We start from the raw sequence: 25,808 nt of genomic DNA, 5'->3' as shown, positions 1-25,808 counted from the left end.
GGTGTCGCCGCCCGGATCCGGTCCGGCCAGACTCGGGCCCCGTGACGGCCGCGATGCACCTTCCCCGCTTCCTCGTCCGCCAGCGGATCACCCTCGGCGTGAACCGCTACGACGTGCACGCCGCGAACCCCGACGGCAGCCAGGGCGCGCTGATGGCCTTCGCCCAGCAGAAGCGGTTCGCTTTCAAGGAGCAGGTCACCTTCTGGGCCGACGACAGCCGCTCGCGCGCGGTGTTCTCCTTCCGGGCCCGCCAGCGCCTCGACGTCCGCGCCGAGCACGACGTGATCGACGAGCACGGGCAGGTGATCGGCACCTTCGGCAAGCGGTTCGGGGCGAGCCTCCTGCGCTCGACGTGGACGCTGAGCGCACCCGGGCTCGCCGCGACCGGGCGCGAGCGCAGCCTGGGGGTCGCGCTGCTGCGCCGGGTCGCGGAGAACCTGCCGCTGCCGTACCACTTCGACGTCACCGACGACGCCGACGGCACGCCGCTGATGAGCAGCGACCGGAAGTGGTCGCTGCGCGACGCCTACGACGTGTCCGTCCCCGACCCGCGCGTCGACTTCCGGCTGGCCGCGGCGTTCGCCGTCGCGCTGGACGCGCTGCAGGACCGCTGAGGCGGCGTCAGCCGTTCCGGGCCACGTCCTCCAGGAACGCCAGCAGGGTGCGCACCGGCACCCCGGTGCCGCCCTTGGTGGTGTAGCCGCGCGGCCCGCCGGTGTGGAACGACGGCCCGGCGATGTCGATGTGCGCCCACGGCAGCCCGGCCGGCACGAACTCCTTGAGGAACATGCCCGCCAGCAGCATCCCGGCGAACCGCTGCCCGCTGACGTTGCTGATGTCGGCCACCCGCGAGTCCAGGTCGCTGCGCAGGTACTCCGGCAGCGGCATCGCCCAGGCGTCCTCGCCGGTGGCGACGCCGTGCGCGGCGATCCGGTCGCGCAGCTCGTCGGAGCCCATCACCCCGGCCGTGCGCATGCCGAGCGCGACCAGCTGCGCTCCGGTCAGCGTCGAGGTCTCCACCAGGTAGTCGGGATCGTCCTGGGCGGCGCGGACGATCGCGTCGGCGAGGATCAGCCGTCCCTCGGCGTCGGTGTTGAGCACCTCGACGGTGGTGCCGCCGAACATGGTCAGCACGTCACCGGGCTTGTACGCCGTCGAGGACGGCATGTTCTCCGCCATCGGCACGGTCGCGGTCACGGTGACCGGCAGCTCCAGCCTCGCGGCCAGCACGACCGTCGCGACGACGGCCGCCGCCCCACCCATGTCCGAGGTCATGTCGGCCATGCCGGCGTTGGGCTTCAGCGAGATGCCGCCGGTGTCGAAGGTGATCCCCTTGCCGACGAGCGCCACCCGCTTCGCCGCGGCCGCGCCGCCGTTCCAGGTCAGCCGGACCAGCCGGGGCGGGTTCGACGATCCCTTCCCGACGCCGGTGATCCCGCCGTAGCCGTTCTCCCGCAGTCCCGCGTCGTCGAGGACCTCGGTGACCAGCCCGGCGCGCTCGCCCAGTGCGACGGCGTGCGCCGCGAAGGTCTCCGGGACCAGCACGTTGGGCGCGGTGTTGACCAGGTCCCGGGCGGTGACCACGGCCTCGGCGACCAGCGTCGCGCGCCGGACGGCCCGGTCGTCGGTGCCGGTGAACGACCACGAGCCGACCGGGGCGGACGCGGCGTCGGGGGAGGAGCGGTGCCGGTCGAAGCGGTGCCCGCCGAGCACGGCGCCGACGACGGCGGCCTCCTCGTCGAGGGCGGACAGCGTGCTCAGCGCCGAGCCGGTGCCGGCCAGGGCGCGGGCGGCGGCGCCGGCTGCCCGCCGGACCGCCTCGGCGGCCTTCGGGCCCTCGGCCGGGCGACCCAGACCGACCGCCACCAGTCGCGGCGCGGACGGCGCCCCGCGGGTGGGCAGCGAGACGACCTGTTCGGCCTTGCCGGTCGCGCCGACGGTGGTGAGCAGCTCCAGCAGCTCCCCGGAGAACGCGGCGTCGACGCCGTCGGCGCCCGCGGCGAGCGCGGGGCCGGTGCCGTCGGCGGCGTCGGCCGCGGGGGCGTGCAGACCGACCACGACGGCGTCGACGGCCGCCTCCGGCTCGGCACCGCTGTGGGCGGCGGTCTGCGGGAGGGTCGGGACGTCGATCGGCACGGGGGCACTCCTCGGGGTCGGACGCGGGCGGTGGTATCGGACGTGTGGCTCCGGGCCGCCTGATCTCACCCTGGGTGACCAGCGCACACGTCCCCTGCGCCGGCCGGGTGGGGAGCCGGGTGGCGGGCGACCGACGAGACCGGACCGAGATGGTAATGACACCCCCGCGGCGCCGCGCGGCACAGGGGTGGATGGGATGGTGAGCGGGTGCCGCGCCCCCCGTACCGGATCCCGACCGTCACCGCGGTCGTCGTCGCCCTGTCGGCGATGTTCGGTACCGGGCTGTACGCCGCGCTCGGCCCGGCGGCCGCGTCGGCCGGTACCTGGTTCCCGCTCGGGGTGCTCCTCGCCGCGCTGCTCGCGCTCGGCGTCGTCGGCTCGACCGCGCACCTGGCGCTCGCCCGTCCGGCGGGGCCGGAGCTGACCCGCGGCGACCTGCCCGCCCCGGCACTGCGCCTGGGCGCGGTCGCGCGGGTGACCTCGCGCGCCGCCGCCGGTGCGGCCGCCGCGCTGGTCTTCGGCGCCTACGTGCTGCCCACCCAGCCGGTGACGATCGCGGTGGTGGCGGTGCTCGCCGTCGTCGCGGTGAACGCCTTCGGCGTGCGGATCTCGCCCGGTGCCTCGCGCGGGCTGGTCGTGGGCACGGTGCTCGCCCTCACCCTCGCGATCGGGGTCGGGCTCAGCTCGGACGGCCCGCAGGCGGTGCTGTCCTCGGCGATGCCGGCCGCGGCCACCGGTGCCGGCGTCGCGGCCGACGGCGCCGGGACGCCCGACGACCCGGCCGTGGCCACGCTGCAGGCCGCGATCGAGCCGGGCCCGCTGGGCGTGCTCGCCGCCGCCGGGTTCGTCGTCCTCGCCTTCACCGGGCTGTCCCGCGTCGCCGAGCTCGGGGGTGGCCTGCGCGACCCGGCACGGGCGATCCGGCGGGCCCCCGCGCTCGCGGTCATGATCACCACGCTGCTGCTGCTCCTGCTGTCGGCGGCCCTGCTGCGCGGGCTCGGTGCGTCCGGGCTGGCGTCGGCGTCGGCACCGCTGGCCGCCCTGATGGACACCAGCAGCAGCGCCCAGGTCGGGGTGCTGGTCCGGGTCGGGGCCGCCGCCGCGACCGTGGCCGCGCTGCTCGGGGGTCTGTCGCGGGCCGCGGCCGGGGCCGCCCGGCTGTCCCGCGAGGGGGAGCTGCCCGCGTTCCTGGGGCGCGGCGGGTCCCGGGGCACACCGTGGGCGGCCGACCTGACTCTCGGCGCGCTGACCCTGGCCATGACCCTGCTGCTGTCCGCGACGACGGCGATCGTGATCACCGTGGTGGCGGCCCTGGTGCACCACGCGATGGTGCACGCGGCGGTGCTCCGCCTGCCGGGTCGCCCGGTGCGGGCGGCGGTGGTCGCCGTCGCCGGTGGGGCGGGGTGCCTCGTCGTCGCCGCGTCGATGCCGCTGTGGCCGCTCCTCGGGACGGCCACGGCGCTCGCCGCGGGCTGGGTGCTGTGCGCGGTCTCGGCCCGCTCGCGCGCCCGCGCCGCGGCCGAGGATCCGGTGCCCCGCAGCGATCCCGAGGAGCAGGCGGCCTGAGGCCGATAGGGTCGCGGGCGTGACCGACGAGCTCCTGCCCAGCCCGCTGCACGACCGGCACGTCGCCCTCGACGCCACCCTCGGCGAGTTCGGGGGGTGGTCGATGCCGATCTCCTACCCGGGCGGCACGGTCGCCGAGCACACGTCGGTCCGCGAGACGGCGGGCCTGTTCGACGTCAGCCACCTCGGCACCGTCCCGATCTCCGGGCCGGGGGCGGCCGCGCACCTGAACGCCTGCCTCACCAACGACCTCGGCCGCATCGGCCCGGGCCGCGCCCAGTACACCCTGGCCTGCGACGACCGCGGCGGCGTCGAGGACGACATGATCGTCTACCTGGCGTCCGACGACGACCTGCTCCTCGTCCCGAACGCCGCGAACTCGACCCGGATCGTCTCGGCGCTCGCCGCCGACGCCCCGCCCGGGGTCACGATCACCGACCGCCACCGCGAGCTCGCGGTGCTCGCCGTGCAGGGCCCCCGCTCCGCCGAGGCCCTCGCCGCGGCGTTCGGTGCCGCCGGCGAGGGTGTCACGGACCTGGACTACATGGCGTTCACCGACCTGGAGGGCGGTCTCGCCGACGGGGGTGTGCGGATCTGCCGCACCGGCTACACCGGCGAGCTCGGCTACGAGGTGGTCCTCCCTGCCGGGGCGGCCCCGGCGATGTGGGACTCCCTGCTCGACGCCGTCCGGGCCGTGGGCGGCGGGCCCTGCGGTCTCGCGGCGCGGGACACGCTGCGCACCGAGATGGGCTACCCGCTGCACGGCCACGAGCTGTCCACCGAGATCACCCCGGTCCAGGCCGGGAGCAGCTGGGCGGTCGGCTGGGACAAGCCCGCGTTCTGGGGCCGGGACGCCCTGCTCGCCGAGCGCGCGGCGGGCCCGGCGCGGCGCCTGCGGGCGCTGCGGGCGACCGGCCGCGGTGTCCCGCGGGCGGGCATGACCGTCCTCGACGGCGAGGGCGGCGCGCCGGTCGGCGTCGTCACCTCGGGGACGTTCTCCCCGACGCTGCGCACCGGTATCGCGCTCGCCCTGGTCGACACCGCGGGCGGGGTGGCCGTCGGCGACCCGCTGGTGATCGACGTCCGGGGCCGCGCGCTGCCGGTGGAGGTCGTGAAGCCGCCCCTGGTGCCCTCCCACGTGCGGTGACCCGTCCGACGGTCGGGAATCCGACTGTCTGCCGGGTGGACGCCGGGGATACCGTTCGTGTCATGAGCGCGCCGAAGTTCTCCGTGACCCGCAACCCCGCCCCGGCGTCCCCGCAGCGGCGCGCCGACGTACTGGCCGCACCGGGCTTCGGCCGGTACATGACCGACCACATGGTCACGATCCGGTGGACCGCGGGGACCGGCTGGCACGACCCGGCGGTCGTGCCCTACGGGCCGATGACGCTGGACCCGTCGTCGATGGTCCTGCACTACGGCCAGGAGATCTTCGAGGGGCTCAAGGCCTACCGCCAGCCCGACGGCTCGATCGCCTCGTTCCGGCCCGATGCCAACGCCGCCCGGTTCGCCGGCTCCGCCCGGCGGCTGGCGATGGCCGAGCTCCCCGAGGAGCTGTTCCTCGCCTCGCTGTCCGAGCTGCTCGCCGTCGACTCCGAGTGGGTGCCCGAGGCCGGTGGTGAGGACTCGCTCTACCTGCGGCCCTTCATGATCGCGACCGAGGTCGGGCTGGGGGTGCGGCCGTCCTCGGAGTACCTCTACTCGGTGATCGCCTCGCCCGCCGGGCCGTACTTCGCCGGTGGCGTCCAGCCGATGGACGTGTGGCTGGAGACCGAGTACACCCGCGCCGCGCTCGGCGGCACCGGCACCGCCAAGTGCGGTGGGAACTACGCGGCGTCGCTGCTGCCGCAGGCGGTCGGTGCCCAGCACGGCTGCGCCCAGGTCGCCTACCTCGACGCCGAGGAGCGCCAGTGGATCGACGAGATGGGCTCCAACAACCTGTTCTTCGTCTTCCGCTCCGACGACGGCTCGGTCGAGGTCGCGACGCCGGACCTGCGCGGCTCGGTGCTCGCCGGCATCACCCGCGACTCGTTGATCACGGTGGCGAAGGACCTCGGGATCTCCGTGGTCGAGCGCCGCATCTCCGGCCAGGAGTGGCTCGGCGGGGCCGCGAGCGGGGTCCTGACCGAGGTGTTCGGCTGCGGCACCGCAGCGGTCATCACCCCCATCGGGACGGTCAAACACAGCGGTGGTGAGGTGACCGTCGGCAACGGTGAGCCCGGCCCGATCACCCTGCAGCTGCGCGAGGCGCTGACCAGGATCCAGCGCGGCGCGGCGCCGGACCCGCACGGCTGGATGCACACCCTGGTCCCGGCCCCCGCGTCGGTCTGACCGGCCCGGCCCGGCCCGTGATCACCGGTTGTGGGGTGTCGCGCCCGCCTCGCGGACGCTGCGCTCCACAACCGGTGATCCCCGGCGCAGCTGCGGTGCTGATCCCCGGGCGGCGCTGATCCCCGGCCGTGCGATGCCGGCCGCCCGGACCGGCCGGATCACGCCGTGCGGGTCACCCGGTCAGCGCTGCCGCCAGGACGACGAGGACCGCGGTGCCGCCGAGCTCACAGGCCGCACCCAGGACGTCGCCGCTCATCCCGCCGAACCGCCGCCGGGTGTGCCGGGCCAGCCCCACCACGAGCAGCGCCGCGAGCAGCACCGCCCCGGTCACGGCGAGCACCACCTCGGCCGGGCCCGCCCCCGGGACGGAGGCGTACCGCTGCGGCCCGCCGGCCCGGTCGAGGGTGACGACGAGCGCGGTGGCCGCGGCGGCGGCCAGGCCGGCCCACCACAGCGGTGCCGTCCACACCGGCTGCGACCCGGCGACCGTCGCACCCAGGCCACCCGGGCGCGCGGCGGGCGTCCCGCGGCGGGCGACCCAGCAGAACCCGGCCCGCCCGGTCGCCGCGGCCAGCGTGCACACCAGGAGCACCGCCACCGGCGGCGCGGTGACCAGCTGTGCCAGCGCGGCGGCCCGGGCGCCCAGCACCACCAGCAGCGTGACGACGGCGAACGGTCCCGCCCCGCCGTCGGCCATGATCCGCAGCGCCCGTTCCGGCGGACCGTAGCTGCCCAGGCCGTCGGCGGTGTCGGCGAGACCGTCGATGTGCATCCCACGGGTCGCGAGTGCGCCCGCCCCGACCGTCAGCAGGCCGGCGACCAGCGGGGACACCCCGAGGGCGACCAGCACCACGAGCAGGGCACCACCGGCCGCGCCGAGTCCGGCGCCGACCAGGGGCGCCCAGCGCAGCGCGGCGGCGGCGACGCCGTCGGGCAGCGCGCCGTCGGCGGTGGTGCGCACCCGGACGGGCACGACGGTCAGCCAGCTGACCGCCAGCCCGAGCCCGGCGAGGGGCCGGGGTCCGCTCACCGTCCGGCGCCGGCCGGCGCGGTCACGTCCCCCGGGAGCACCCCGGTGTCCTGCGCGGACCCGGTCTCGGCGAGCAGCCGCGCCGCGCCCACCAGCAGCGGCAGCGTCGTCACCGCGGCGGTCCCGTCCTCGGTCCGCACCGCGAGGTCCAGGACGGGGACCAGCGAGAGGTGCTCCAGGACGAGGGTCGCGGCCGGTTCGGTCGACGGCTGTGCGGCGACCCACCAGTCCTTCGCCCCGGGGGCCAGCTCCTCGGCCAGCAGTGCCGCCGCGCCGACGGCCAGCCCGTCGAGGACCGCGGGCACCCTGCGCTCGGCGGCCCGGGCCAGAAACCCGGCGAGCACGAGCAGATCGGTGCCGCCGACGGTGCGCAGCAACGCCAGCGGGTCGCGCAGGTGCGGGCGGGCCCGGCGGAGCGCGTCGCGGATCGCGACGGCCTTGCGCATCCAGGCGCGGTCGTCGATCCCGGACGCGCGCCCCACGACGGCGACGGGCTCGGCCCCGGTGACCGCGGCGACGAGCGTCGCGGCGGGGGTCGTCGCCCCGACGGCGAGCGTCGCCGGGATCAGCAGGTCCGCGCCGGCGTCGATCTCGGCGTCGGCCAGCCGGCGCCCGGTCAGCCACGCCGCGGTCGCGCGCTCGCCGTCCAGGGCGTCCTCGCGGTCGATCCGCCCGGTGCCGTGGCTGACGAGCCAGCCCGGCTCGGCCCCCTCCGCCCCGGCGACGAGCCCGACGTCGACCACCCGCACGGTCGCTCCGGCGGCCCGCGCGGCGACGGTGACCGGCAACCGCCCGGCCGCGGCGGCGGTGGCGCGCACCGCGGAGACCTCCGGCGGGTAGGCCGAGACGCCGTTCGCGGCGATGCCGTGGTCGGCGGCGAGCAGCACGACCCGGGCCCGCACGGGGGCCTGCGGGGGACAGGCGCCCTGGCAGGACGCCAGCCAGACGCCCAGCTCGCCGAGCCTGCCGAGCCCGCCGGTGGGCATCGCGAGCCCCTCGACCAGTGCGACGGCCTCCCGGCGGCTGCGGGAGTCCGGCCGTCCGACGGTCACCGGGACGATCTCCACGTCGGACTCGGTGACCGAGGCCGGTGTCGCGGCGGCACCGGCGACGTCGCCCGCAGCCGCCCCGGTGACGGGGAGGACCGCACCCGGGACCCCGGCGGGGGTGCCGGCGACGTCACCGTCGGGGTCGGGGACCTCCGCGCCGGGAGCATCGGCGGGGCCGGCGGTGTCGCCGGGGCCGACGAGGGTGGCGGGAGTGGCGGGGTCGGCGGGAGTCGCGGGGTCGGCGCGAGTGGCGGGGCCGGCAGGGGTCGCGGGGCCGGCGGGGGTCGCGGTCGCGACGGTGCCACCCGTGGCGGCCACCGGTGTGGTCGTGGCGCCCGGTCCGGCGCCCGCGGCGGGCAACGGGAGCGCCCGCCCCGCCACCACCAGGACCACGTCGTCGCACACCCGGGCGACGGCGGCGTTCAGCTCGCCCAGCCGGTCACGGAACACCCGCCCGGCGCGGGTGTCCGGAACCACACCCAGCCCGGTCTCGGCGGAGACCAGCACCACCGGCCCCGGCGCCGCGGCGACCGCGGCGACCAGCCCCTCGACCGCGGCGTCGACCGCGGCGGGCACGACCGGGGCGTCCCAGGCGCCGGCGTCGTCGAGGACCCCGGTCAGCCAGGTGGCGAGGTCGTCGACCAGGACGGGGCCGGGCCGGGCGAGGGCGGCGGCCAGTCCGGTGCCGCCCACCTCCTCGGTGGTCCAGTGGACGGGGCGGCGGGCGGCGTGCGCGGCGATGCGCGCGTCCCAGTCGGCGTCGCCGGGGATCCGCCGCCCGGTCGCGAGGTAGCGGACCGCCGCGTCGTCGCCGAGCAGTTCCTCGGCGTGCCGGGACTTGCCGGAGCGCGTGCCACCGAGGACGAGCGTCCGCGGTTCGACGGGAGGAGTCACGCCGCACATCGTGTCCTACCGGTCCGCGGTAGCGTCGCGAAGGTGCTCGATCATCTGGTCCTGGCCACCCCCGACGTCGACGACACCGCCGCTGACCTGGCCGGACGTCATCTCCACACGCTGGAGGGCGGGCCGCACCCGGGTGTCGGCACCCGTAACCGCCTGGCCGGGATCGGGCCGGGCCGTTACCTGGAGGTCGTCGGCCCCGACCCCGCGCAGGAGGAGCCCGGGGCACCGCGCCCCTTCCGGATCGACACGCTGACCGCGCCCGCTCTGGTCACCTGGGCGGTGCGCGTCGGGGACCTGGACACCGCGCTCGCCGCGGCCCGCGCCGCCGGGCACGACCCCGGGCCGGCGCGCGACATGTCGCGCCGCCGTCCGGACGGCACGCTGCTGGAGTGGCGGCTGGCGTTCCCGCCCGACGACGCGGGCGGGGTGCTGCCGTTCCTCATCGACTGGGGCGCCACCCGGCACCCGTCGGCCGACCTGCCGGTCCCGGCGAGCCTGCGCACGCTGCGCCTGACCCACCCCGAACCGGAGCGGGTGACCGCACTGCTCGACGCGGTCGGTGCGGGTGGGGAGGCCGAGGTCGTCGCGGGACGGACGCCGTCGCTGCAGGCCGTGCTGGACCTGCCCGGCGGGCCGCTGGTGCTCTGAGCCCAGGGCCCGCCGGACGGTGTCAGACCGCGTCGCCGCGCTTGACGCGCGGCTTGGGCACCCGCATGCGTCGCGGCTGGGTGGCGCGGGAGAACGCGTACCACCCGGTGCCGAGGCCCTTGATCTCCTCGTCGGGGAACTTGGCACGGGCCTTCTTCAGGACCTGCATGCCCAGCAGCGTGCCCTCGACGACCATCACGATCAGCATCAGGAACGTGAACAGCGTGACGTACTGCTGGATCACCGGGTTCTGGATCAGCGCGGCGACCAGCACCAGCGCGGCCAGCGGCAGGAACAGCCCGATGACGTGCGGGCGCGAGTCGACGATGTCGCGCACGTGGGCCCGCACCTTGCCGCGGTCGCGGGGGAGCAGCACGCGGTCGTCGCCGGCGTCCATCCGCTTGCGGCGCTCCAGTGCCTTGGCCCGGCGCTCGTCCTTCGACGGCCGGGTGGCGCGGGCCAGCTTCGCGGCCTCCCGCTGGGTGCGCGGTGGGGGCGGCGCGGGACCGCGCCGCCTGCCCTCGGCGTCACGGCGCTTCGGCGTCGCCCGGCCCTTGCCGGGGGTGGTGTGGGGACGCGAGCGGGTCGCGCCCTCGTCCTCCGTCTCCGCAGCGTCCGTGTCCGCCGGGGGCTCGACGACCGTCTGACCGGCCTGGTCGGAGCTCTCGGAGCGGCGCAGGAACCTCACAGGTGTCCACACTACGGGCCGCCGCTAGCCTGCCCCGCATGCGGATCGTGGTGGCTCCCGACTCCTTCGGCGGAACCCTCAGCGCACGGGAGGCGGCGGAGGCGATCGCCGCGGGGTGGCGGCGCGGCGTCCCCGGCGCCGACGTGGCGATCGTCCCCCTCGCCGACGGCGGCACCGGCTTCGCGGAGGTGCTGCACACCGCCCTCGGCGGGACCGTGCACGAGCTGACGGTCACCGGGCCGCTCGGCGATCCGGTGACCGGGTCGTGGCTGCAGGTCGGCGACACCGCCTACCTCGAGTGCGCGTCGGCGTGCGGGCTGCACCACGTCCCGCGCGAGGACCGGGTCCCCGGGGTCGCCCGCACCGCGACGACCCACGGGGTGGGGGAGCTGCTCGCCGCCGCCCGCGACGCGGGCGTCACCACCGCCGTGGTCGGGCTCGGCGGGTCCGCGACCACCGACGGGGGCGCAGGTCTGCTGGCTGCGCTCGGTGCCGTGCCCGTCGACGACGACGGCCTCCCGCTCCCGCCGGGCGGCGCGGCACTGTCCGTCTCGACGGCACCCCCGAGCTGGGCGGGATGACCCTGGTCGCGGCGAGTGACGTCGACAACCCGCTGCTCGGCCCGCACGGTGCCGCCGCCGTCTTTGGTCCGCAGAAGGGTGCCGACGACGCGGCCGTCGCCGAGCTGGACGGCGCGCTCACCGTCTTCGCCGGGGTGCTCGCCGGTCTCGCCGGACGGGAGGTGCGCGACGAGCCCGCCGCGGGCGCCGCGGGTGGTCTCGGTGCGGCCCTGCTGGCCCTCGGCGCGCGCGTCGAGTCCGGCGCCGGTCTGGTCCGCGACCTCGTCGGCCTCGACGCCGAGCTGGACGCCGCCGACGTCGCCGTCACGGGGGAGGGCAGCTTCGACTGGCAGTCGCTGCGCGGGAAGCTCATCACCGCCGTCGCGCGGGGCGCGGCCGACCGCGGGACGCCGTGCGTGGTGCTGGCGGGCCAGGTCAGCGTCGGCCGCCGGGAGGCGGCCGCGGCGGGGGTCGACGCGGCCTTCGGGGTGGCGGACGAGATCGGGCTGGAGGCCTCGATGGCCGATCCGGCCGGGACACTCGCCGACCTGGCCGAACGGGTCGCCCCGCGCTGGCGCCGGTGAGCCCCGTCACCTGCGCGTCGGCGAATCGCACGGTCTCCGCACCGATACCGGCCGGGAGGACGACGTAGTATGGGTTCCGACGCCCGGTGGGAACAGGGCGGACCACGCACGTTGTTGGGAGAGTCATGACCGTTGACAACACCGTGGACGCGGGCGCGGCCACGCAGCAGACGCACGGCGTGGAGCTGACCGACTCCGCTGCCGTCAAGGCGCGCACCCTGCTCGAGCAGGAGGGCCGCGACGACATGCACCTGCGCATCGCCGTGCAGCCCGGCGGCTGCGCCGGCCTGCGCTACCAGCTGTTCTTCGACGACCGGTCGCTCGACGGGGACCTGTTCCGTGACTTCCACGGTCTCAAGGTGGGCGTCGACCGGATGAGCGCGCCGTACCTGCAGGGCGCCAAGATCGACTTCGTCGACACCATCGAGAAGCAGGGCTTCACGATCGACAACCCGAACGCGGGCGGCTCCTGCGCCTGTGGCGACAGCTTCAACTGAGTCTGCAGCCGGGTGCTGCAGCACCCCGTCCGAAGGGCCCCGCCGGTGATCTCCGGCGGGGCCCTTCGGCGTCGGTGACGTAGGGTCCCCCGTGTGCCTATTGCCGTGACGGGGTCGATCGCCTCCGACAACCTGATGCACTTTCCCGGGAAGTTCTCCGAGCAGATCCTCGCCGACCAACTCGACCGGATCTCGGTCAGCTTCCTGGTCGACGACCTGACGGTCCGCCGGGGCGGCGTGGCCGGCAACATCGCCTTCGCGCTCGGTGTGCTCGGTCAGAACCCGGTGCTGATCGGCGCGGTCGGCGCCGACTTCGCCGAGTACAAGCAGGTCCTCGACGACCTGGGTGTCGACACCTCCGGGGTGCACACCCACGACGACGTCCACACCGCCCGCTTCGTCTGCACCACCGACGACGAGATGCGCCAGATCGCGTCGTTCTACACCGGCGCCATGGCCAAGTCCAAGGAGATCGAGCTCGCCCCGATCGCCGAGCGCGTCGGCGGGTTCGACCTGGTGCTCATCGGCGCCAGCGACCCCGAGGCGATGCTGCGTCACACCGACGAGTGCCGCGCGAAGGGCTACCCGTTCCTGGCCGACCCGTCCCAGCAGCTGGCCCGCATGGAGGGCCCCGAGGTGAAGCGCCTCATCGAGGGCGCCACGTACCTGGTCACCAACGACTACGAGTTCGAGCTGCTGCTCAAGAAGACCGGCTGGACGGCCGAGGAGATCGGGGCGAAGGTCGGTACCCGGATCACCACCTTCGGCGAGAGGGGTGCGCTGATCGTCGAGGCCGACGGCACCGAGACCCGGATCGACGTCGTGCCGCCGACCGAGCTGGTGGACCCCACCGGCGTGGGCGACGCCTGGCGCGCCGGGTTCCTCACCGCGCTCGGTGCCGGGCTGTCCCTGGAGCGCTCGGCCCAGCTGGGTGCGCTCATCGCGACCTACGTACTGGAGTCCGACGGCCCGCAGGAGTGGACCTGGGACCGCGACGCGGCCCTGACCCGGCTGCGCGACGCCTTCGGGGGCGCCGCCGCCGACGACATCCGGGCCGTCCTGCCCGGCTGACCACCCTCCGCACGACGAACGGGCCGGTACCCCCGAGGGGGCGCCGGCCCGTTCGTCGTGCGGGAACCGCTCAGATCTTGACCGGGTAGGTCGGGGTCGGGACCTCGGGCACGATCCGCTTCTCGACGAAGATCCCGTGCCACAGCAGGAAGACCAGCACCGCCCAGATCCGGCGGGAGTGGTCGACCGGGCCCTCGCGGTGCGCGTCGAGCATGCGGTGCACGGCCTGCAGGTCGATCAGGTGCCCGGCGCCGGAGTTCTGCAGGATGTCGCGGGCCCAGGCGTACATCTCGTCGCGCAGCCAGTGCCGGATCGGCACCGGGAAGCCGAGCTTGGGCCGGTTCAGCACGTGCGGCGGGATGATGCCCTCGCAGGCCCGGCGCAGTGCGTACTTCGTGGTGCCGTTCGCGCCGTGGGTGATCTTCTGCGACTGCGGCAGCGACGAGGCGATGTCGAAGACCTCGGGGTCGAGGAACGGCACCCGCAGCTCCAGCGAGTGCGCCATCGTCATCTTGTCGGCCTTGACCAGGATGTCGCCGCGCAGCCAGGTGAACAGGTCCACGTGCTGCATCCGGGCGACCGGGTCCCAGTCGTGGCTGGCGAAGTAGTGCGGCGCCGTCACGTCCTGGTGCGACACCCGCGGGTCGTAGCCGCGCAGGACCTCGTGCAGCTGGTCGTCGCGGAAGATGCGGGCGTTGCCGTAGTAGCGCTGCTCCATCGACAGCGACCCGCGGCGCAGCAGGTCCTTGCCGCGCATGCCTTCGGGCATTTTGCGCGACGCCCGGCGCATCAGGGGGCGGAGCGTGCCCGGGACCTTCTCGAACGGCGAGAGCGACAGCGGCTCCCGGTAGATCGAGTAGCCGCCGAACAGCTCGTCGGCGCCCTCGCCGGACAGCACCACCTTCACGTGCTGGCGGGCCTCGCGGGCGATGAACCACAGCGGGACCAGCGCCGGGTCGGCGACCGGGTCGTCGAGGTACCAGATGATGAGCGGCAGGGCCTCCATCATCTCGTCCGGCTTCACGGTGCGGACCACGTGCCGCACGCCGATCGCGGCGGCGGACTCGGCGGCCACGTCGACCTCGGAGTAGCCCTCGCGCTCGAACCCGGTGGTGAAGGTGATCAGGTTCGGGTTGTGCTCCTTGGCGAGCGCCGCGATCGCGGTGGAGTCGATGCCGCCGGACAGGAACGCACCGACGGTCACGTCGGCCCGCATGTGCTTGGCGACCGAGTCGCGCAGCACGTCGGCGATCTCGCCGTGCACGATGGCCTCGGCCTCGGCGCTGGCCGGGGCGTGGCTGGGCAGCGAGATGAACTTCGGCGTGAAGTAGCGCTGGTGCAGCGGCTCCTCGCCGGGACGCACGGTGACGTGGGTGCCCGACTCGACGCGGGAGATCATCCGGTGCAGCGACATCGGCTCCGGGACGTACTGCAGCGTCAGGTAGTGCTGCAGCGCGGCCGGCTCCAGGTCCAGGCCGATCTCCAGCTCGGGGGCCAGGGCCAGCAGCGACTTCTTCTCGCTGGCGAACGCGGTCCCGACCGGGGTGGTGGCCAGGAACAGCGGCTTGATGCCGAAGGGGTCGCGGGCGACGAACAGCTCGCGCTCCACGACGTCCCAGATGGCGAACGCGAACATGCCGCGCAGACGCTGGACCGCGTCGGGGCCCCAGTAGTGGAACGCCGCGACGATGACCTCGCCGTCGCCGTCGGTGGCGAACGCGGCGTCGTAGGTCTCGATCAGCTCCTCACGGAGCTCGAGGTAGTTGTAGATCTCCCCGTTGAAGACGATGGTGTAGCGGGTGTCCTCTCCCGGCACCGGCCCCCAGTGCAGGGGTTGGTGGGAATGGTCCACGTCGATGATCGACAACCGGTTGAACCCCAGGACGAGGTCGTGGTCGTTCCACGTCTCGCTCTCGTCGGGTCCCCGGTGCCGCGCACAGCGCAGCGCGTCGGCGATCGGGTCGACCCGGGTCGCGGCGTCCGCCCCGGCGGTCAGCAGTCCCAGCAGTCCGCACACACCGATCAGTATGCCGAGTCAGCCGGACGGGTCTCGCGCGCCCCGGTGCGAATCGGTCTTCCCGCTGCGAGACTGCCGGTTTTCCCCGCGCCGATGATCGGGTGCACGTCGTGGCCGGGAACCCCGGGGGGCGCGGCACGACCGGCGTTCGTCTAGTCTCTACGCGAGGTCGAAGACGGTGCTCCATACGGGTGGCACAAGATCCCCTTCGACCGCGGTGTCGTGACGGCGGAGCAAGGAAGAACGTGCTGGCAGTGCGGCGTACGCAGGAGACGACAGGAAGGCGGCGTGCAGTGGCCCGAACCGAAGGCCGCTCCCGGATCGCCCGGGCGGCGAAGGTGGCCGTGGTCGGCCTGCTGGCGGCTCCGGCTCTGGCCGGTTGCTCGGTCCAGGAGGTCATCCGGTTCGGGTGGCCCGAGGGGGTGACCCCCGAAGCCGAGTCGATGCGCAACCTGTGGACCTGGTCCGCGATCGCGGCGCTGATCGTCGGTGTCATCACCTGGGGCGCGATGTTCTGGGCGATGATCCTGCACCGGAAGCGCAAGGACGACGACGGCTCGCTGCCGCGCCAGACGCAGTACAACCTGCCGGTCGAGCTCGTCTTCACGGCGATCCCGACCGTCATCGTGGCGGTGCTCTTCGGCTTCACGGTGAACGTGCAGAACTTCATCGACAAGGAGAGCCCGACCGCGGGTGGCCCGGCCGACCTGCGGGTCGACATCGTCGGGTTCCAGTGGAACTGGGAGTTCTCCTACCCCGACGAGGCCGGCCAGGGCGGACGCCCGGTGAGCACGCTGGGCACGAGCGACACGATCCCGATCATGGTCCTCCCGACCGACCGGTCGATCCAGTTCACCCAGCGCTCGCCCGACGTGATCCACTCGTTCTACGTGCCGGAGTTCCTCTTCAAGCGCGACGTCTTCCCGTTCCCGGAGCGGAACGAGCAGGACAACACCTACATCATCGACCGGATCGACCGTGAGGGTGCGTTCGTCGGTCGCTGCGCCGAGCTGTGCGGCACCTACCACTCGCAGATGAACTTCGAGGTGCGTGCCCTGGAGCCCGCCCTGTTCGACCGGTACATCCAGCTCCGCAAGGAGACCAACCCGCAGACCGGGCAGGCCTACTCCACCGGTGAGGCGCTGCAGGCGCTGAACTGCGGTGAGTGGTGCGCGCCGGAGGCGATCAGCACGCAGCCGTTCTCGACCGACCGCGGCCAGCTGGCCGCGCAGGTCACGGGCTGAGGGAGGACGCGCACCCATGAAGATCGAATCCAGGATCTTCGAGATCGTCACCGGCTTCTTCATCCTGGCCGCGCTGGCGTACATGTTCATCGCCGGTGAGGTCGTCGGCGTGACCGCGCTCTGGCTGACCGCGGGTCTGTCGCTGATCGTCGGCACCTACTTCCGGTTCGTCTCGCGCCGCCTCGAGGAGCGCCCCGAGGACAACCCCGAGGCCGAGGTGTCCGACGGCGCCGGGGACGTGGGCTTCTTCTCCGCCGGTAGCTACTGGCCGCTGGGCCTGGCCGCCGCGGCCGCCTTCGCCGCCCTGGGCGTGGCCTTCTGGTACGCCTGGATGATCGTCATCGGTATGACGCTGGTGCTGATCGCCGTCGGCGGGCTGGTGTTCGAGTACCACCAGGGCCCCGCCGCCCACTGATCCACCGCACCGCACGAACGGCCCCGCCCGGGAATCCCGGGCGGGGCCGTTCGTCGTCGCGCGCCCTTTTCCCACCTCCCCGCCCCCCTGCCTTGCCCCCCTGCCTTGCCCCCCGCCCTGGCCCCCGCCGCGCCCGCGCCCCTGTCCGCACGAGTGGGTCCTTCGTACGAACCTTTCGGACGAAGGACCCGCTCGTACGGACGTCGACGGGGCGGCGTCGACGGGGCGAGGACGGCGCCGCGCGGTCGGCGGTGCCGATCCACAGGCGACGACGTCGCCGCTCCGCGAGCCCCGCCGGCAGCGACGATCGAGTCCATGAGCCCTCGCCGACGGCCCGGACCGAGCACTGAGGAGATCGTCGCTGCCTGTCCCGAGCGCGTGGTCGGCGTCGCGACGCTGGAGGCGCTCGGCGTGCCGCGCACCACGATCGCCTACCGGTGTCGCGCTGGTGGGCCGTGGACCCGCATGGGCTCCGGCGTCGTCCGGCTCGGCAACGGACCCCAGACCCGCGACGACCGGTGTCGCGCGGGCCTGGTGCACGCCGGCCCGGGCGCCGTGGTGACCGGTGCGGACGCACTCGTGCGCCACAGTGTCCGAGCGGCCCCGGTGCCGTCGGGGCCGGTGCACGTGCTCGTGCCGTCCGACCGGCGTCGGATCGGGTCCGGGCTGGTGATCGCGGAGCGGACCGAGCGCCTCCCGCCCGCGGTGGGTCAGGTCCCGCTCGCCCCGGTCGCTCGGGCCGCGCTCGACCTCGCCCGCCGGTCCAGGGACCGCAATCTCGTCCGGGCGGTCTTCGCCGGGGCGGTGCAACACGGGCACTGCGGGGTGGGCGACCTGGTGCGCGAGCTCGTCGACGGGTGCAACCGGGGTAGCGCCCTGCCCAGGGAGGTACTGCGGGAGATCGTCGGCGGCGCGCGCTCGGTCGCGGAGGCGACGGCTTCGGGGCTGGTCCGACGAGCGGGACTGCCGCCACCGTCCCAGAACGTCCGGCTGGAACTGCCGGACGGTCGTTTCCTGGCGATCCCCGACTTCTGGTTCGACGAGGCGGGGCTGGCCTGGGAGATCGACTCCCTCCAGTTCCACCTGGCTCCCGCGGACTACGAGCGCACCGTGCGGCGACGGTCGGCACTCGTGGCGGCCGGCGTCGTCGTGGTCCAGAGCCTTCCGAGCGATCTGCGCACGAGGTCGTCGACGAGCTGCGTCGGGCCCATTCCCAGGCGGCTTTGCTGCCGCGCCCGTCGGTCGTCGTCGTTCGGGATCCGGCCTGAGCCGGTGCCCCGGCCGTACGAGCGGGTCGTTCGTACGAACCTTTCGTACGAACGGCCCGCTCGTGCGAACCCCGGGGTGTCGTGCGCGGCCTGGTGCGTCGTACGAAAGGCCCGCTCGTGCGAACCCGGGGTGTCGTGCGACCCGGTGCGTCGTACGAAGGGCCCGCTCGTGCGAACCCCGGGTGGCGTGCGAAACCCGGGGGGCGGAGGAGCAGATGCACCCCGGGCGACGGGTCAGCCGCGGGCGGCGCGTCCGAGGGCGTCGCGGGCGATGATCACCTGCTGGATCTGGCTGGTGCCCTCGTAGATCCGGAAGAGCCGGGCGTCGCGGTGGAACCGCTCGACCACGACCCCGCGCATGTAGCCCGCCCCGCCGTGCACCTGGACGGCGCGGTCGGCGACCCGGCCCACCATCTCCGAGCAGAAGTACTTGGCCGCGGCGGGGCCGGAGACCATGTCGGTGCCGTCGTCGAAGCTGCGGGCGGCGTCGAGGACCAGGCCGCGGCCGGCGCGGGCGTCGGTCACCGAGTCGGCGACCAGGCCCTGCACCAGCTGGAACCGGGCGATGGGCTTCCCGCCCTGCTCACGGGTCCTGGCGAACTCGACGGTCTCGTGCACCAGCCGGTCGGCCATCCCGACGCAGACGGCGCCGATGTGCAGCCGGCCGTGGGCGAGGCACTTCGCGGCGACCAGGAACCCCTTGTCGATGCCCTCCTCGCCCCCGACGACGTGGTCGAACGGGACGCGGACGTCGTCGAGGTACACGTCGGCGGTCCAGGCGCCGAACTGGCCCATCTTGTGGTCCTTCGGCCCGACCGACAGCCCGGGGGTGTCCTTCGGGACGAGGAAGGTGGAGATGCCGCGGTTGCCGGGCGCGTCCGGGTCGGTGCGGGCGAACACCATGATCACGTCGGCGACGGGGGAGTTGGTGATGTAGCGCTTGGAGCCGTTGAGGACCCATCCGTCGCCGTCGCGGACGGCCCGGGTGCTCAGCGAGGACGGGTCGGAGCCGGCGTCGGCCTCGGTCAGCCCGAACGAGGCGGTGACCTCGCCGGAGGCCAGCCGGGGCAGCCACTGCTTCTTCTGATTCTCGGTGCCGCCCTCCAGCAGCACGTGCCCGGCGATGCCGTTGTTGGTGCCGAACAGCGAGCGCAGCGCCGGGGTGGTCCAGCCGAGATCGAAGGCCAGCAGCACCTCCTGCGACGCGGTCAGCCCCAGCCCGCCGTACTGCTCGGGGATGGTGAACCCGTAGAGGCCCATCTCCTTGCACTGGGCGACGATGCGCTCGGGGACCGCGTCCTCGGCGTCGATCCGCTCCTCCTGCGGCACCACCTCGGTGCGGATGAAGTCACGGACGGAGGCCAGGACATCGGTGAGGTCGGCGGTATCCACGGGCACCTTCTCGCGTCGTCGCGTCTGTTACCGGGGGTAGCTCATCATGGCGGCACGGTCCCCCGCGACCCCGGCGCGGCGTTCGTCACCGCCTATCCTCGGGGTGCACCCGCGTCACGCCGAGCAGGAGGACCGCATGTCCGAGGAGCCGGTCGACCGCGACCTCGCGACCCGGCTCCGAACCGGCGTCGAGGAGCAGCCGCGCCCTCCCGGTGCCGAGGAGCAGGTCCGGCCCCGCCCCGCGCCCGACGAGCCGGGCGGCAGCCATCTGGACCCGCACCTCGTCCGCGCCCTCGAGGGCTGGGGCAACGGCGCGCTGCGCGAGTACTTGCTGCGCGCCGGCGGCCTGCACCTGCCGCACGCGCCGGGCTGGCCGTCGTCGTGGCCGGGGCGCACCCGGCTCGGGGCACAGATGGCGTACCTGCTGACGGGTCTGCCGCTGGCGGTCGTCAGCGGGGTCGTCGTGCTGGTCGGCCTGGTCCTGGGGGCGGGCACGTTCGTCATCTGGATCGGGCTGCCGATCACCGTCGGGCTGCTGGCCGCGGCACGCGGGTTCGCCGGGCTGGAGCGACGGGCGACCGAGGCCGCCACCGGGGGCCCGCTGCCACCGCACCACTACCGCCCCAACCGGGGGCGGTCGCTGATGGGCAGGCTGTTCCGGGCCCTGGCCGACCCGCAGAGCTGGCGCGACGTCGCGCACGCGGTGGCCGCGCTCCCGGTGCGCGCGGTGACCGCCGCGGTCGCGCTGGCCTGGGCGGTGACCGGGCTCGGCGGGCTGTTCTACGTGTTCTGGCAGTGGTCGCTGCCGCGCGGACCGGACAACTGGACGCTGTTCGGCTCGATCACCGGCATCGACTCCACCCTGGGCGACGTCGCGCTCAACACCGGTCTCGGCGTGCTGCTGCTCGTGACGCTGCCGACGGTCGTGCGCTGGCTGACCGACGTCCGTGCGCTGCTCGCCCGGGGTCTGCTCACCAACCAGACCGCCGCGCTGCGGGCCCGTGCGCTGGCGCTGGCCGCGGGACGGCGGGCGGCCGTCGCGGCGGAGGCCCAGACCCTGCGCCGGCTCGAACGCGACATCCACGACGGGCCGCAGCAGCGCCTGGTGCGGCTCGGCATGGACCTCGAGTCGGCCGTCCGGCGCCTCGACGACGACCCCGAGCGCGCCCGCCCGCTGCTGCACGAGGCCCTGGAACAGAGCCGGGAGGCACTCTCGGAGCTGCGGGCGCTGTCCCGGGGCATCGCCCCGCCGATCCTCGCCGACCGCGGGCTCGGACCCGCGCTGCGGGCCGCCGCCGGCCGCTGCCCGGTCCCGGTCGATCTCGACGTCGGCCTCGACGACGGCGCGCGGCTGCCGGCGCTGGTCGAGAACACCGCGTACTTCGTGGTGACCGAGGCGCTCACCAACATCGCCAAGCACGCGGGCGCGTCCGCGGTGACGGTGACGGTGACCGTCGACGCGACCCTGCTGCGGGTCAGCGTGCGCGACGACGGCCGCGGGGGCGCCCACCCGGGGAAGGGCCACGGCCTCGCCGGGCTCGCCGACCGGCTGGAGATCGTCGAGGGTCGCCTCGAGGTCGACAGCCCGCCCGGCGGCCCGACCGTCCTGACCGCGGAGGTCCCGGTCGCCGGACTCGGCGACGCGTGACCCAGGATGGGTCCATGACGATGCGGGTGGTCCTCGCCGAGGACTCGGTGCTGCTGCGCGAGGGCCTGGTCCGGCTGCTGGAGGAGGCGGACGCGACGGTGCTCGCCGCCGTCGGGGACGGCACCGCGCTGGTCGCGGCGGTGGAGGAGCACCAGCCCGAGGTGGCCGTGGTCGACGTCCGGATGCCGCCGTCGTTCACCGACGAGGGGCTGCGGGCGGCGCTGGAGATCCGACGGAGGTTCCCGTCGGTCGGGATCCTGGTGCTGTCGCAGTACGTCGAGGAGTCCTACGCCACCGACCTGCTGGAGGCCGGTGGCAGGGTCGGCTACCTGCTCAAGGACCGGGTGTCCAAGCTCGCCGACCTGTCCGACGCGCTGAGCCGGGTCGCCGTGGGCGGCACCGTGCTGGACCCGGAGGTCGTCTCCGCGCTGCTCACCAAGCGCCGTCGTCGCGACCCGCTGGCCGAGCTGTCCCCACGCGAGCGCGAGGTGCTGGAGCTGATGGCCCAGGGCCGGACCAACATCGCGATCGGGCGGCTCATGGTGATCACCCAGGGCGCGGTGGAGAAGCACATCTCCTCGATCTTCACCAAGCTCGGGCTGCCGCCGTCGTCGGACGACCACCGCCGCGTCATGGCCGTTCTCGCCTGGCTGGGCTAGACCGAGCGCAGGTCCAGCGCCAGCTCGGCGGGTCCGCCGTCGTCGACGGTCACCGGGATGCCCCAGTCCTGCTGGTAGCGGTGGCAGGCGGCGAACCCGTCCGACGGGTCGTCGCAGGCCGCCGCGGCCACCGCGACCTGCAGCACCCCGCCGCCGCCGCCGGGGTCGAGCTGCAGCTCGCGGGTCAGCCCGGGTGCGGTGCCGCCGCCGCCCCGCAGCAGCGACGGCGGGTCGGCCGCGACCGTCAGCGACGTCGGGTCGCCGAACCGGTCGTCGAGGTGCTGCCCGGTCGGCGGGGTGAACCCGATCCGCAGCGACACCCGCGGCGCGAGCGCGGTCGGGGTGCGGCGGACCACGTGCGCGTCGCCGGACACCAGTGACCCGGCTGGTACGGGCAGCCGCACCAGCCGGTGCGCCGCGGACTCCACGACGACCAGCGTCTCGCCGTCGACGAGCAGGTCCGACGGTTCGGCGAGCCCCTCGGCCAGGGTGGAGACCCGGTGCGTCGCCGGGTCGAACCGGCGCACCGCACCGTTGTAGGTGTCGGCGACGGCGACCGAGCCGTCGGGCAGCACGCCCACCCCGAGCGGGTGCTGCAGCAGCGCCTGCGCGGCCGGGCCGTCGCGGTGCCCGAACTCGAACAGCCCCTGCCCGACGGCGGTCGCCACCGCCGCGCCGGGCCCGTCCCCGAGGCGGCGCAGCGCCGAGATCTCGGAGTCGGCCACCCACAGCGCCCCGTCCGGCCCGGTCGCCAGTCCGGACGGCTGGGCGAAGAACGCCTCGACGAACGCGCCGTCGCGCAGCCCCTCGCTGGTTGTCCCGGCCAGCACCCGGGCCTCGCCGGTGCCGGGGTCGACCGTCCACAGCTGGTGTGGTCCCGCCATCGCGACGACGACCGTCCCACCCCACCACACCAGATCCCACGGCGAGGACAGCAGCGCCGACGTCCCGCCGACCGCGACCCGTTCGCGCAGCTGCTCCCCGGTCCCGGCGAGCGTGGTCACCGCGCCGGTGGCGAGGTCGACCCGGCGGCCGGCGTGGTTGACGGTGTCCGCGACGAGCGCGGTGCCGCCACCGGGCAGCACCAGCAGGCCCTGGGGCTCGGAGAAGCGGGCGGCGGCCGGAGCTCCGTCGGCGAGCCCACGTGTCCCGGACCCGATCCGGCGGACCTCGGTCTCCAGGTCGGCGCGCAGCTCGACGAGCTGGTGGTGGGCGGTGTCGGACACCAGGAACGTGCCACCGGGCAGCGCGACGACCTTGCCCGGGAACCGCAGCGCGGTGTCCGGCGGGGGCGGCGGCACGTAGGGGTCGTCCCCGCGGCGCAGCCGGTCGCCGTGGGTGGCGACCAGCTCCCGCACCAGCGCGGCCAGCCCGGGACCGTGGCCCTCGCCCGCCATCCGGGCGATGACGAACCCGTCCGGGTCGATCACGGCCAGGGTCGGCCAGGCGCGGGCGGCGTAGGCGTCCCAGGTGGTCAGCTCGGGATCGTCGAGCACCGGGTGGGTCACGTCGTAGCGCTCCACGGCGGCCTCGACGGCGGCCGGGTCGGCCTCGTGCACGAACTTCGGCGAGTGCACCCCGATGATCGTCAGGACGTCGCCGAACTCGGCCTCGAGCGGGCGCAGCTCGTCGAGCGCGTGCAGGCAGTTGACGCAGCAGAAGGTCCAGAAGTCCAGCACGACGATCCGCCCGCGCAGACCCGCCAGGGTGAGCTCGGCGCCCCCGGTGTTGAGCCAGCGCCGCCCGCGCAGCTCGGGCGCACGCACCTTCATCCGTTCACCAGCCGTCACGACCGGCTCAACGACTGATCGCCGCGCGGGTGTTCCCGGCCCGCGCCACACTGATCGTCATGCCCGAGCTGCCCGAGGTGGAGAACGCACGCACGGTCCTCGCCGAGGCCGTCGGGCGCACGATCACCGACATCGACGACCGCGACGACTGGGTGTGCCGCCCGCACCGCCCCGGTGACATCGCCTCCGCGCTCAAGGGCGGGCGGCTGACCCGCGCGAACCGGATCGGCAAGACCATGTGGTGCGACACCGAGACCGCCGACGGCGACGCCGGCCCGGCACTGGGCGTGCACCTCGGGATGGGCGGTCGGATCGTCGTCACCGACTCCGACGGCGAGCGCATCGGTGGCGGCCCGGCCCGCCCCGACCGGCAGCCGCGCAAGGCCGAGTGGGACCGGTTCACCATGACCTTCGACGACGGCGGGCAGTTCCGGCTCTTCGACAAGCGCCGCCTGGGTCGGGTACGGCTCGACCCGGACCTGTCCGGGCTCGGCCCCGACGCCGAGGGGATGGAGCCCGCCGAGTTCCGTGACCGGCTGCTGCGCGGGACGGCGGCGGTGAAGGCCCGGCTGCTGGACCAGTCGGTGCTCGCGGGTGTCGGGAACCTGCTGGCCGACGAGACGCTCTGGCAGGCCCGGATCGACCCGCGGACCCGGGTGCAGGACCTGACCCGGACCGACCTGGACCGGCTGCACCGCACCCTCGACCGTGCTCTGCAACAGGCCATCGCGAACGGCGGCGTGCACACCGGAGAGGTCATCGAGCACCGCCACCCGGGCGGGCACTGCCCGCGCTGCGGGTCCGAGATGGTGCACGGGACCGTCGGCGGGCGGTCGACCTGGTGGTGCCCCCGGGAGCAGGTCTGAGTCGGAGCGGGCCGACCCGGCTCCCGCGTGGCGCGCGGGCGTCCCCGACCGGCGTGCGCCGGGCGGGTGCCCACCCGGAGGACCTCGTCCGCCCGGTGAGCGGGTCCTGCGGACCGCCCGTCCCGGGCCGTGCACAATCACTCCATGCCGGACGCGTCCGACACCGCTCTGCTCTACCTCGACCGCGGCCTCGTGCGCGCCGACGACGCCCCGCCCGACCCGGCGGCCCAGCGTCGCGCCCACACCCTGGTGCGAGCCGCTCGCGGCGCCCGGTGGGTCGTCCCGGTCGCGGTACTGGTCGTGCTGGTGCTCGCGTTCACACCGGTGGCCGGGGCCGCGTTCTGGGTCGCGGTGCTCGTCGTGCTGGTCGGGGTCGTGGCCTCGCTGCTGCTGCTGACCCGCGCCGCCGCCGTCGCGCACGCCGGGGCGGGGCTGCCGGTGCCGATCGAGATCACCGGCAAGGTCGCGACCGCGATGCGTGCCGTGATCGCGATGACCGGCGCGCTGCGCGTCTACCCGCGCGCCGGTGGTCCCGCCGCCGAGGGGGTCGCGCTGCTGCGGCAGTGGACGACGGCGACCGAGGCCCTGCGCGCGGCGTGGCTGCGCGACGACATCGGTGCCTGGCACGACCAGGCCCGCACCCTGGCCGCGGCGGGGGAGCGGGCCACCCGCATCACCGGTGACCTGACCGGCGGCGGCGCGGCTCCGGGCGCGCCGGAGGGGAACCCCGGAGCCTGACCGGCCCGGGGCGGGACCCGGTCAGGCGGCGGTGGCACCGTCCCGGCGCCGGCTGCGGCGGTCGAGCACCAGCGACAGCACCGTCACCCCGGTGAACGCGAGCGCCACCCCCAGCGTCCACCCCGCGAGCACGTCGGACAGCCAGTGCACGCCCAGGTAGACGCGGGTGAACCCGACGGCACCTGCCCACAGCACCGCGAACGCGGTGAGCAGCACCCGTCCCCGGGAGCGCAGCACCGGCCACAGCACGAGCACCAGCGTCGCCCAGGCGGCGGCGACCATGGTCGCGTGCCCGGACGGCAACGACTCGTTCGCGATGAAGGTGACCTGCAGGTCCGCCGGTGGGCGGGCGCGGTCGAGGACCCGCTTGATCACGGTGAACACCGCGCTGGCGACGAGCGGCACCGCGGCCAGGCACAGCGCCTCGGCGGCCCGGCCCCGCACCGCCAGCACGGCCGCGCCGACGAGCGCGACCGCGGTGCTGCCGACGGTGTTGCCGAGCTCGGTGACGACCAGCGCGAGCACGGTGACGCCCGGGATCCGGTCCGCGGCGAGCCCGACCGCGGTCTCGGTGTCGCCGGTCTGCAGCACCCCGGTCCACGCCAGGGCGACGAGCGCCGCGGCGAGCACGAGCAGGACGCCGGCGACCGGGCCGGTGACACGGGCCCGCAGCGGGGCCGACCGTTCGTCGTTCACCGGTCGATTCTC

24 protein-coding genes are annotated in these 25,808 nt (G+C 74.9%); 16 read left to right on the top strand and 8 right to left on the bottom strand.

What is annotated here, in order from left to right:
- The first annotated feature begins 53 nt into the window (after nucleotides 1–53).
- The gene (locus KPF47_RS21335) at nucleotides 54–614 is read left to right on the top strand and encodes a hypothetical protein (protein ID WP_224390530.1); all 561 of its coding nucleotides are present in this window, start codon (nucleotides 54–56) and stop codon (nucleotides 612–614) included.
- A 7-nt stretch (nucleotides 615–621) separates the two neighbouring features.
- On the opposite strand, the gene KPF47_RS21330 is transcribed toward KPF47_RS21335, so the two are convergent.
- Nucleotides 622–2,130 (bottom strand): leucyl aminopeptidase, encoded by a 1,509-nt coding sequence (locus tag KPF47_RS21330; protein WP_374108881.1) that lies wholly within the window; start codon nucleotides 2,128–2,130, stop codon nucleotides 622–624.
- 213 nt (nucleotides 2,131–2,343) lie between these two features.
- Here KPF47_RS21330 and KPF47_RS21325 point away from each other — a divergent pair, with 213 nt between their 5' ends.
- From KPF47_RS21325 to KPF47_RS21315, 3 genes are all read left to right on the top strand, one after another.
- Entirely contained in the window at nucleotides 2,344–3,702 is a 1,359-nt protein-coding gene (locus tag KPF47_RS21325) for a hypothetical protein (RefSeq protein WP_224390528.1), read from the top strand.
- A gap of 19 nt (nucleotides 3,703–3,721) precedes the next feature.
- Nucleotides 3,722–4,849, top strand: coding sequence for a glycine cleavage system aminomethyltransferase GcvT (gene gcvT, locus KPF47_RS21320; protein WP_224390527.1), 1,128 nt, complete (start codon nucleotides 3,722–3,724; stop codon nucleotides 4,847–4,849).
- A gap of 62 nt (nucleotides 4,850–4,911) precedes the next feature.
- Nucleotides 4,912–6,033: a branched-chain amino acid aminotransferase gene (locus tag KPF47_RS21315; RefSeq protein WP_224390526.1), complete on the top strand. Its 1,122-nt coding sequence runs from the start codon at nucleotides 4,912–4,914 to the stop codon at nucleotides 6,031–6,033.
- Nucleotides 6,034–6,205: 172 nt separating this feature from the next.
- Here KPF47_RS21315 and KPF47_RS21310 read toward each other — a convergent pair whose 3' ends face one another.
- On the bottom strand, nucleotides 6,206–7,063 hold the full coding sequence (locus KPF47_RS21310; protein ID WP_224390517.1) for an adenosylcobinamide-GDP ribazoletransferase: 858 nt from the start codon (nucleotides 7,061–7,063) through the stop codon (nucleotides 6,206–6,208).
- On the bottom strand, nucleotides 7,060–9,006 hold the full coding sequence (locus tag KPF47_RS21305) for a bifunctional adenosylcobinamide kinase/adenosylcobinamide-phosphate guanylyltransferase (protein ID WP_224390515.1): 1,947 nt from the start codon (nucleotides 9,004–9,006) through the stop codon (nucleotides 7,060–7,062). The genes KPF47_RS21310 and KPF47_RS21305 overlap by 4 nt, the downstream gene beginning before the upstream one ends.
- A 42-nt stretch (nucleotides 9,007–9,048) precedes the next feature.
- Here KPF47_RS21305 and KPF47_RS21300 point away from each other — a divergent pair, with 42 nt between their 5' ends.
- Nucleotides 9,049–9,663 carry a VOC family protein gene (locus KPF47_RS21300; protein WP_224390513.1) on the top strand — a complete coding sequence of 205 codons (615 nt, stop codon included), beginning with the start codon at nucleotides 9,049–9,051 and terminating at the stop codon, nucleotides 9,661–9,663.
- Between the two features lie 22 nt (nucleotides 9,664–9,685).
- Here the strand turns inward: KPF47_RS21300 and KPF47_RS21295 are convergent, their stop codons facing one another.
- Complete coding sequence (locus tag KPF47_RS21295; protein WP_224390512.1) at nucleotides 9,686–10,351, bottom strand: DUF3043 domain-containing protein; 666 nt, start codon at nucleotides 10,349–10,351, stop codon at nucleotides 9,686–9,688.
- Nucleotides 10,352–10,389: 38 nt separating this feature from the next.
- Between KPF47_RS21295 and KPF47_RS38995 the strand changes: the two genes are divergently transcribed.
- From KPF47_RS38995 to KPF47_RS21280, 4 genes are all read left to right on the top strand, one after another.
- Nucleotides 10,390–10,932, top strand: a complete 543-nt coding sequence (locus KPF47_RS38995) for a glycerate kinase (RefSeq protein WP_255660105.1) — start codon at nucleotides 10,390–10,392, stop codon at nucleotides 10,930–10,932.
- Nucleotides 10,929–11,495, top strand: coding sequence for a glycerate kinase (locus KPF47_RS38990; RefSeq protein ID WP_255660104.1), 567 nt, complete (start codon nucleotides 10,929–10,931; stop codon nucleotides 11,493–11,495). Before KPF47_RS38995 ends, KPF47_RS38990 begins: the two co-directional genes overlap by 4 nt.
- A 125-nt stretch (nucleotides 11,496–11,620) precedes the next feature.
- The gene (locus KPF47_RS21285; protein ID WP_224390510.1) at nucleotides 11,621–11,992 is read left to right on the top strand and encodes an iron-sulfur cluster assembly accessory protein; all 372 of its coding nucleotides are present in this window, start codon (nucleotides 11,621–11,623) and stop codon (nucleotides 11,990–11,992) included.
- A gap of 135 nt (nucleotides 11,993–12,127) precedes the next feature.
- Nucleotides 12,128–13,063: a carbohydrate kinase family protein gene (locus KPF47_RS21280; protein ID WP_224390916.1), complete on the top strand. Its 936-nt coding sequence runs from the start codon at nucleotides 12,128–12,130 to the stop codon at nucleotides 13,061–13,063.
- Between the two features lie 70 nt (nucleotides 13,064–13,133).
- On the opposite strand, the gene asnB is transcribed toward KPF47_RS21280, so the two are convergent.
- Complete coding sequence (gene asnB, locus KPF47_RS21275) at nucleotides 13,134–15,080, bottom strand: asparagine synthase (glutamine-hydrolyzing) (RefSeq protein ID WP_224390509.1); 1,947 nt, start codon at nucleotides 15,078–15,080, stop codon at nucleotides 13,134–13,136.
- Between the two features lie 293 nt (nucleotides 15,081–15,373).
- Here asnB and KPF47_RS21270 point away from each other — a divergent pair, with 293 nt between their 5' ends.
- The 3 genes from KPF47_RS21270 (at nucleotide 15,374) to KPF47_RS21260 (ending at nucleotide 18,314) form a co-directional block, all read left to right on the top strand.
- Complete coding sequence (locus KPF47_RS21270) at nucleotides 15,374–16,324, top strand: cytochrome c oxidase subunit II (RefSeq protein ID WP_224390508.1); 951 nt, start codon at nucleotides 15,374–15,376, stop codon at nucleotides 16,322–16,324.
- Nucleotides 16,325–16,340: 16 nt separating this feature from the next.
- Nucleotides 16,341–16,739, top strand: coding sequence for a cytochrome c oxidase subunit 4 (locus KPF47_RS21265; RefSeq protein ID WP_224390507.1), 399 nt, complete (start codon nucleotides 16,341–16,343; stop codon nucleotides 16,737–16,739).
- 315 nt (nucleotides 16,740–17,054) lie between these two features.
- A complete protein-coding gene (locus tag KPF47_RS21260) occupies nucleotides 17,055–18,314 on the top strand; it encodes a hypothetical protein (RefSeq protein ID WP_224390506.1) in 1,260 nt (419 codons plus the stop codon).
- Here the strand turns inward: KPF47_RS21260 and KPF47_RS21255 are convergent.
- Entirely contained in the window at nucleotides 18,242–19,399 is a 1,158-nt protein-coding gene (locus KPF47_RS21255; RefSeq protein ID WP_224390505.1) for an acyl-CoA dehydrogenase family protein, read from the bottom strand. The two genes, KPF47_RS21260 and KPF47_RS21255, sit on opposite strands and share 73 nt — an antisense overlap.
- Before the next feature lie 136 nt (nucleotides 19,400–19,535).
- Between KPF47_RS21255 and KPF47_RS21250 the strand changes: the two genes are divergently transcribed.
- Entirely contained in the window at nucleotides 19,536–21,047 is a 1,512-nt protein-coding gene (locus tag KPF47_RS21250) for a sensor histidine kinase (protein WP_224390504.1), read from the top strand.
- A 20-nt stretch (nucleotides 21,048–21,067) separates the two neighbouring features.
- Nucleotides 21,068–21,706, top strand: a complete 639-nt coding sequence (locus KPF47_RS21245; RefSeq protein WP_224390915.1) for a response regulator transcription factor — start codon at nucleotides 21,068–21,070, stop codon at nucleotides 21,704–21,706.
- Here the strand turns inward: KPF47_RS21245 and KPF47_RS21240 are convergent.
- On the bottom strand, nucleotides 21,703–23,478 hold the full coding sequence (locus tag KPF47_RS21240; protein WP_224390502.1) for an NHL domain-containing thioredoxin family protein: 1,776 nt from the start codon (nucleotides 23,476–23,478) through the stop codon (nucleotides 21,703–21,705). The two genes, KPF47_RS21245 and KPF47_RS21240, sit on opposite strands and share 4 nt — an antisense overlap.
- Before the next feature lie 77 nt (nucleotides 23,479–23,555).
- Here KPF47_RS21240 and KPF47_RS21235 point away from each other — a divergent pair, with 77 nt between their 5' ends.
- Nucleotides 23,556–24,362, top strand: a complete 807-nt coding sequence (locus tag KPF47_RS21235) for a DNA-formamidopyrimidine glycosylase family protein (protein ID WP_224390500.1) — start codon at nucleotides 23,556–23,558, stop codon at nucleotides 24,360–24,362.
- Nucleotides 24,363–24,506: 144 nt separating this feature from the next.
- Complete coding sequence (locus tag KPF47_RS21230; RefSeq protein WP_224390490.1) at nucleotides 24,507–25,100, top strand: hypothetical protein; 594 nt, start codon at nucleotides 24,507–24,509, stop codon at nucleotides 25,098–25,100.
- A gap of 21 nt (nucleotides 25,101–25,121) precedes the next feature.
- Here the strand turns inward: KPF47_RS21230 and KPF47_RS40315 are convergent, their stop codons facing one another.
- Nucleotides 25,122–25,796, bottom strand: a complete 675-nt coding sequence (locus tag KPF47_RS40315; protein ID WP_224390489.1) for a phosphatase PAP2 family protein — start codon at nucleotides 25,794–25,796, stop codon at nucleotides 25,122–25,124.
- Nucleotides 25,797–25,808: the final 12 nt, after the last annotated feature.

Source organism: Pseudonocardia sp. ICBG1293, from assembly GCF_020131355.1.
Taxonomy (GTDB): domain Bacteria; phylum Actinomycetota; class Actinomycetes; order Mycobacteriales; family Pseudonocardiaceae; genus Pseudonocardia.
The sequence above is the reverse complement of the archived record's forward strand: the minus strand, read 5'-3'. Positions and strand labels throughout refer to the sequence as shown.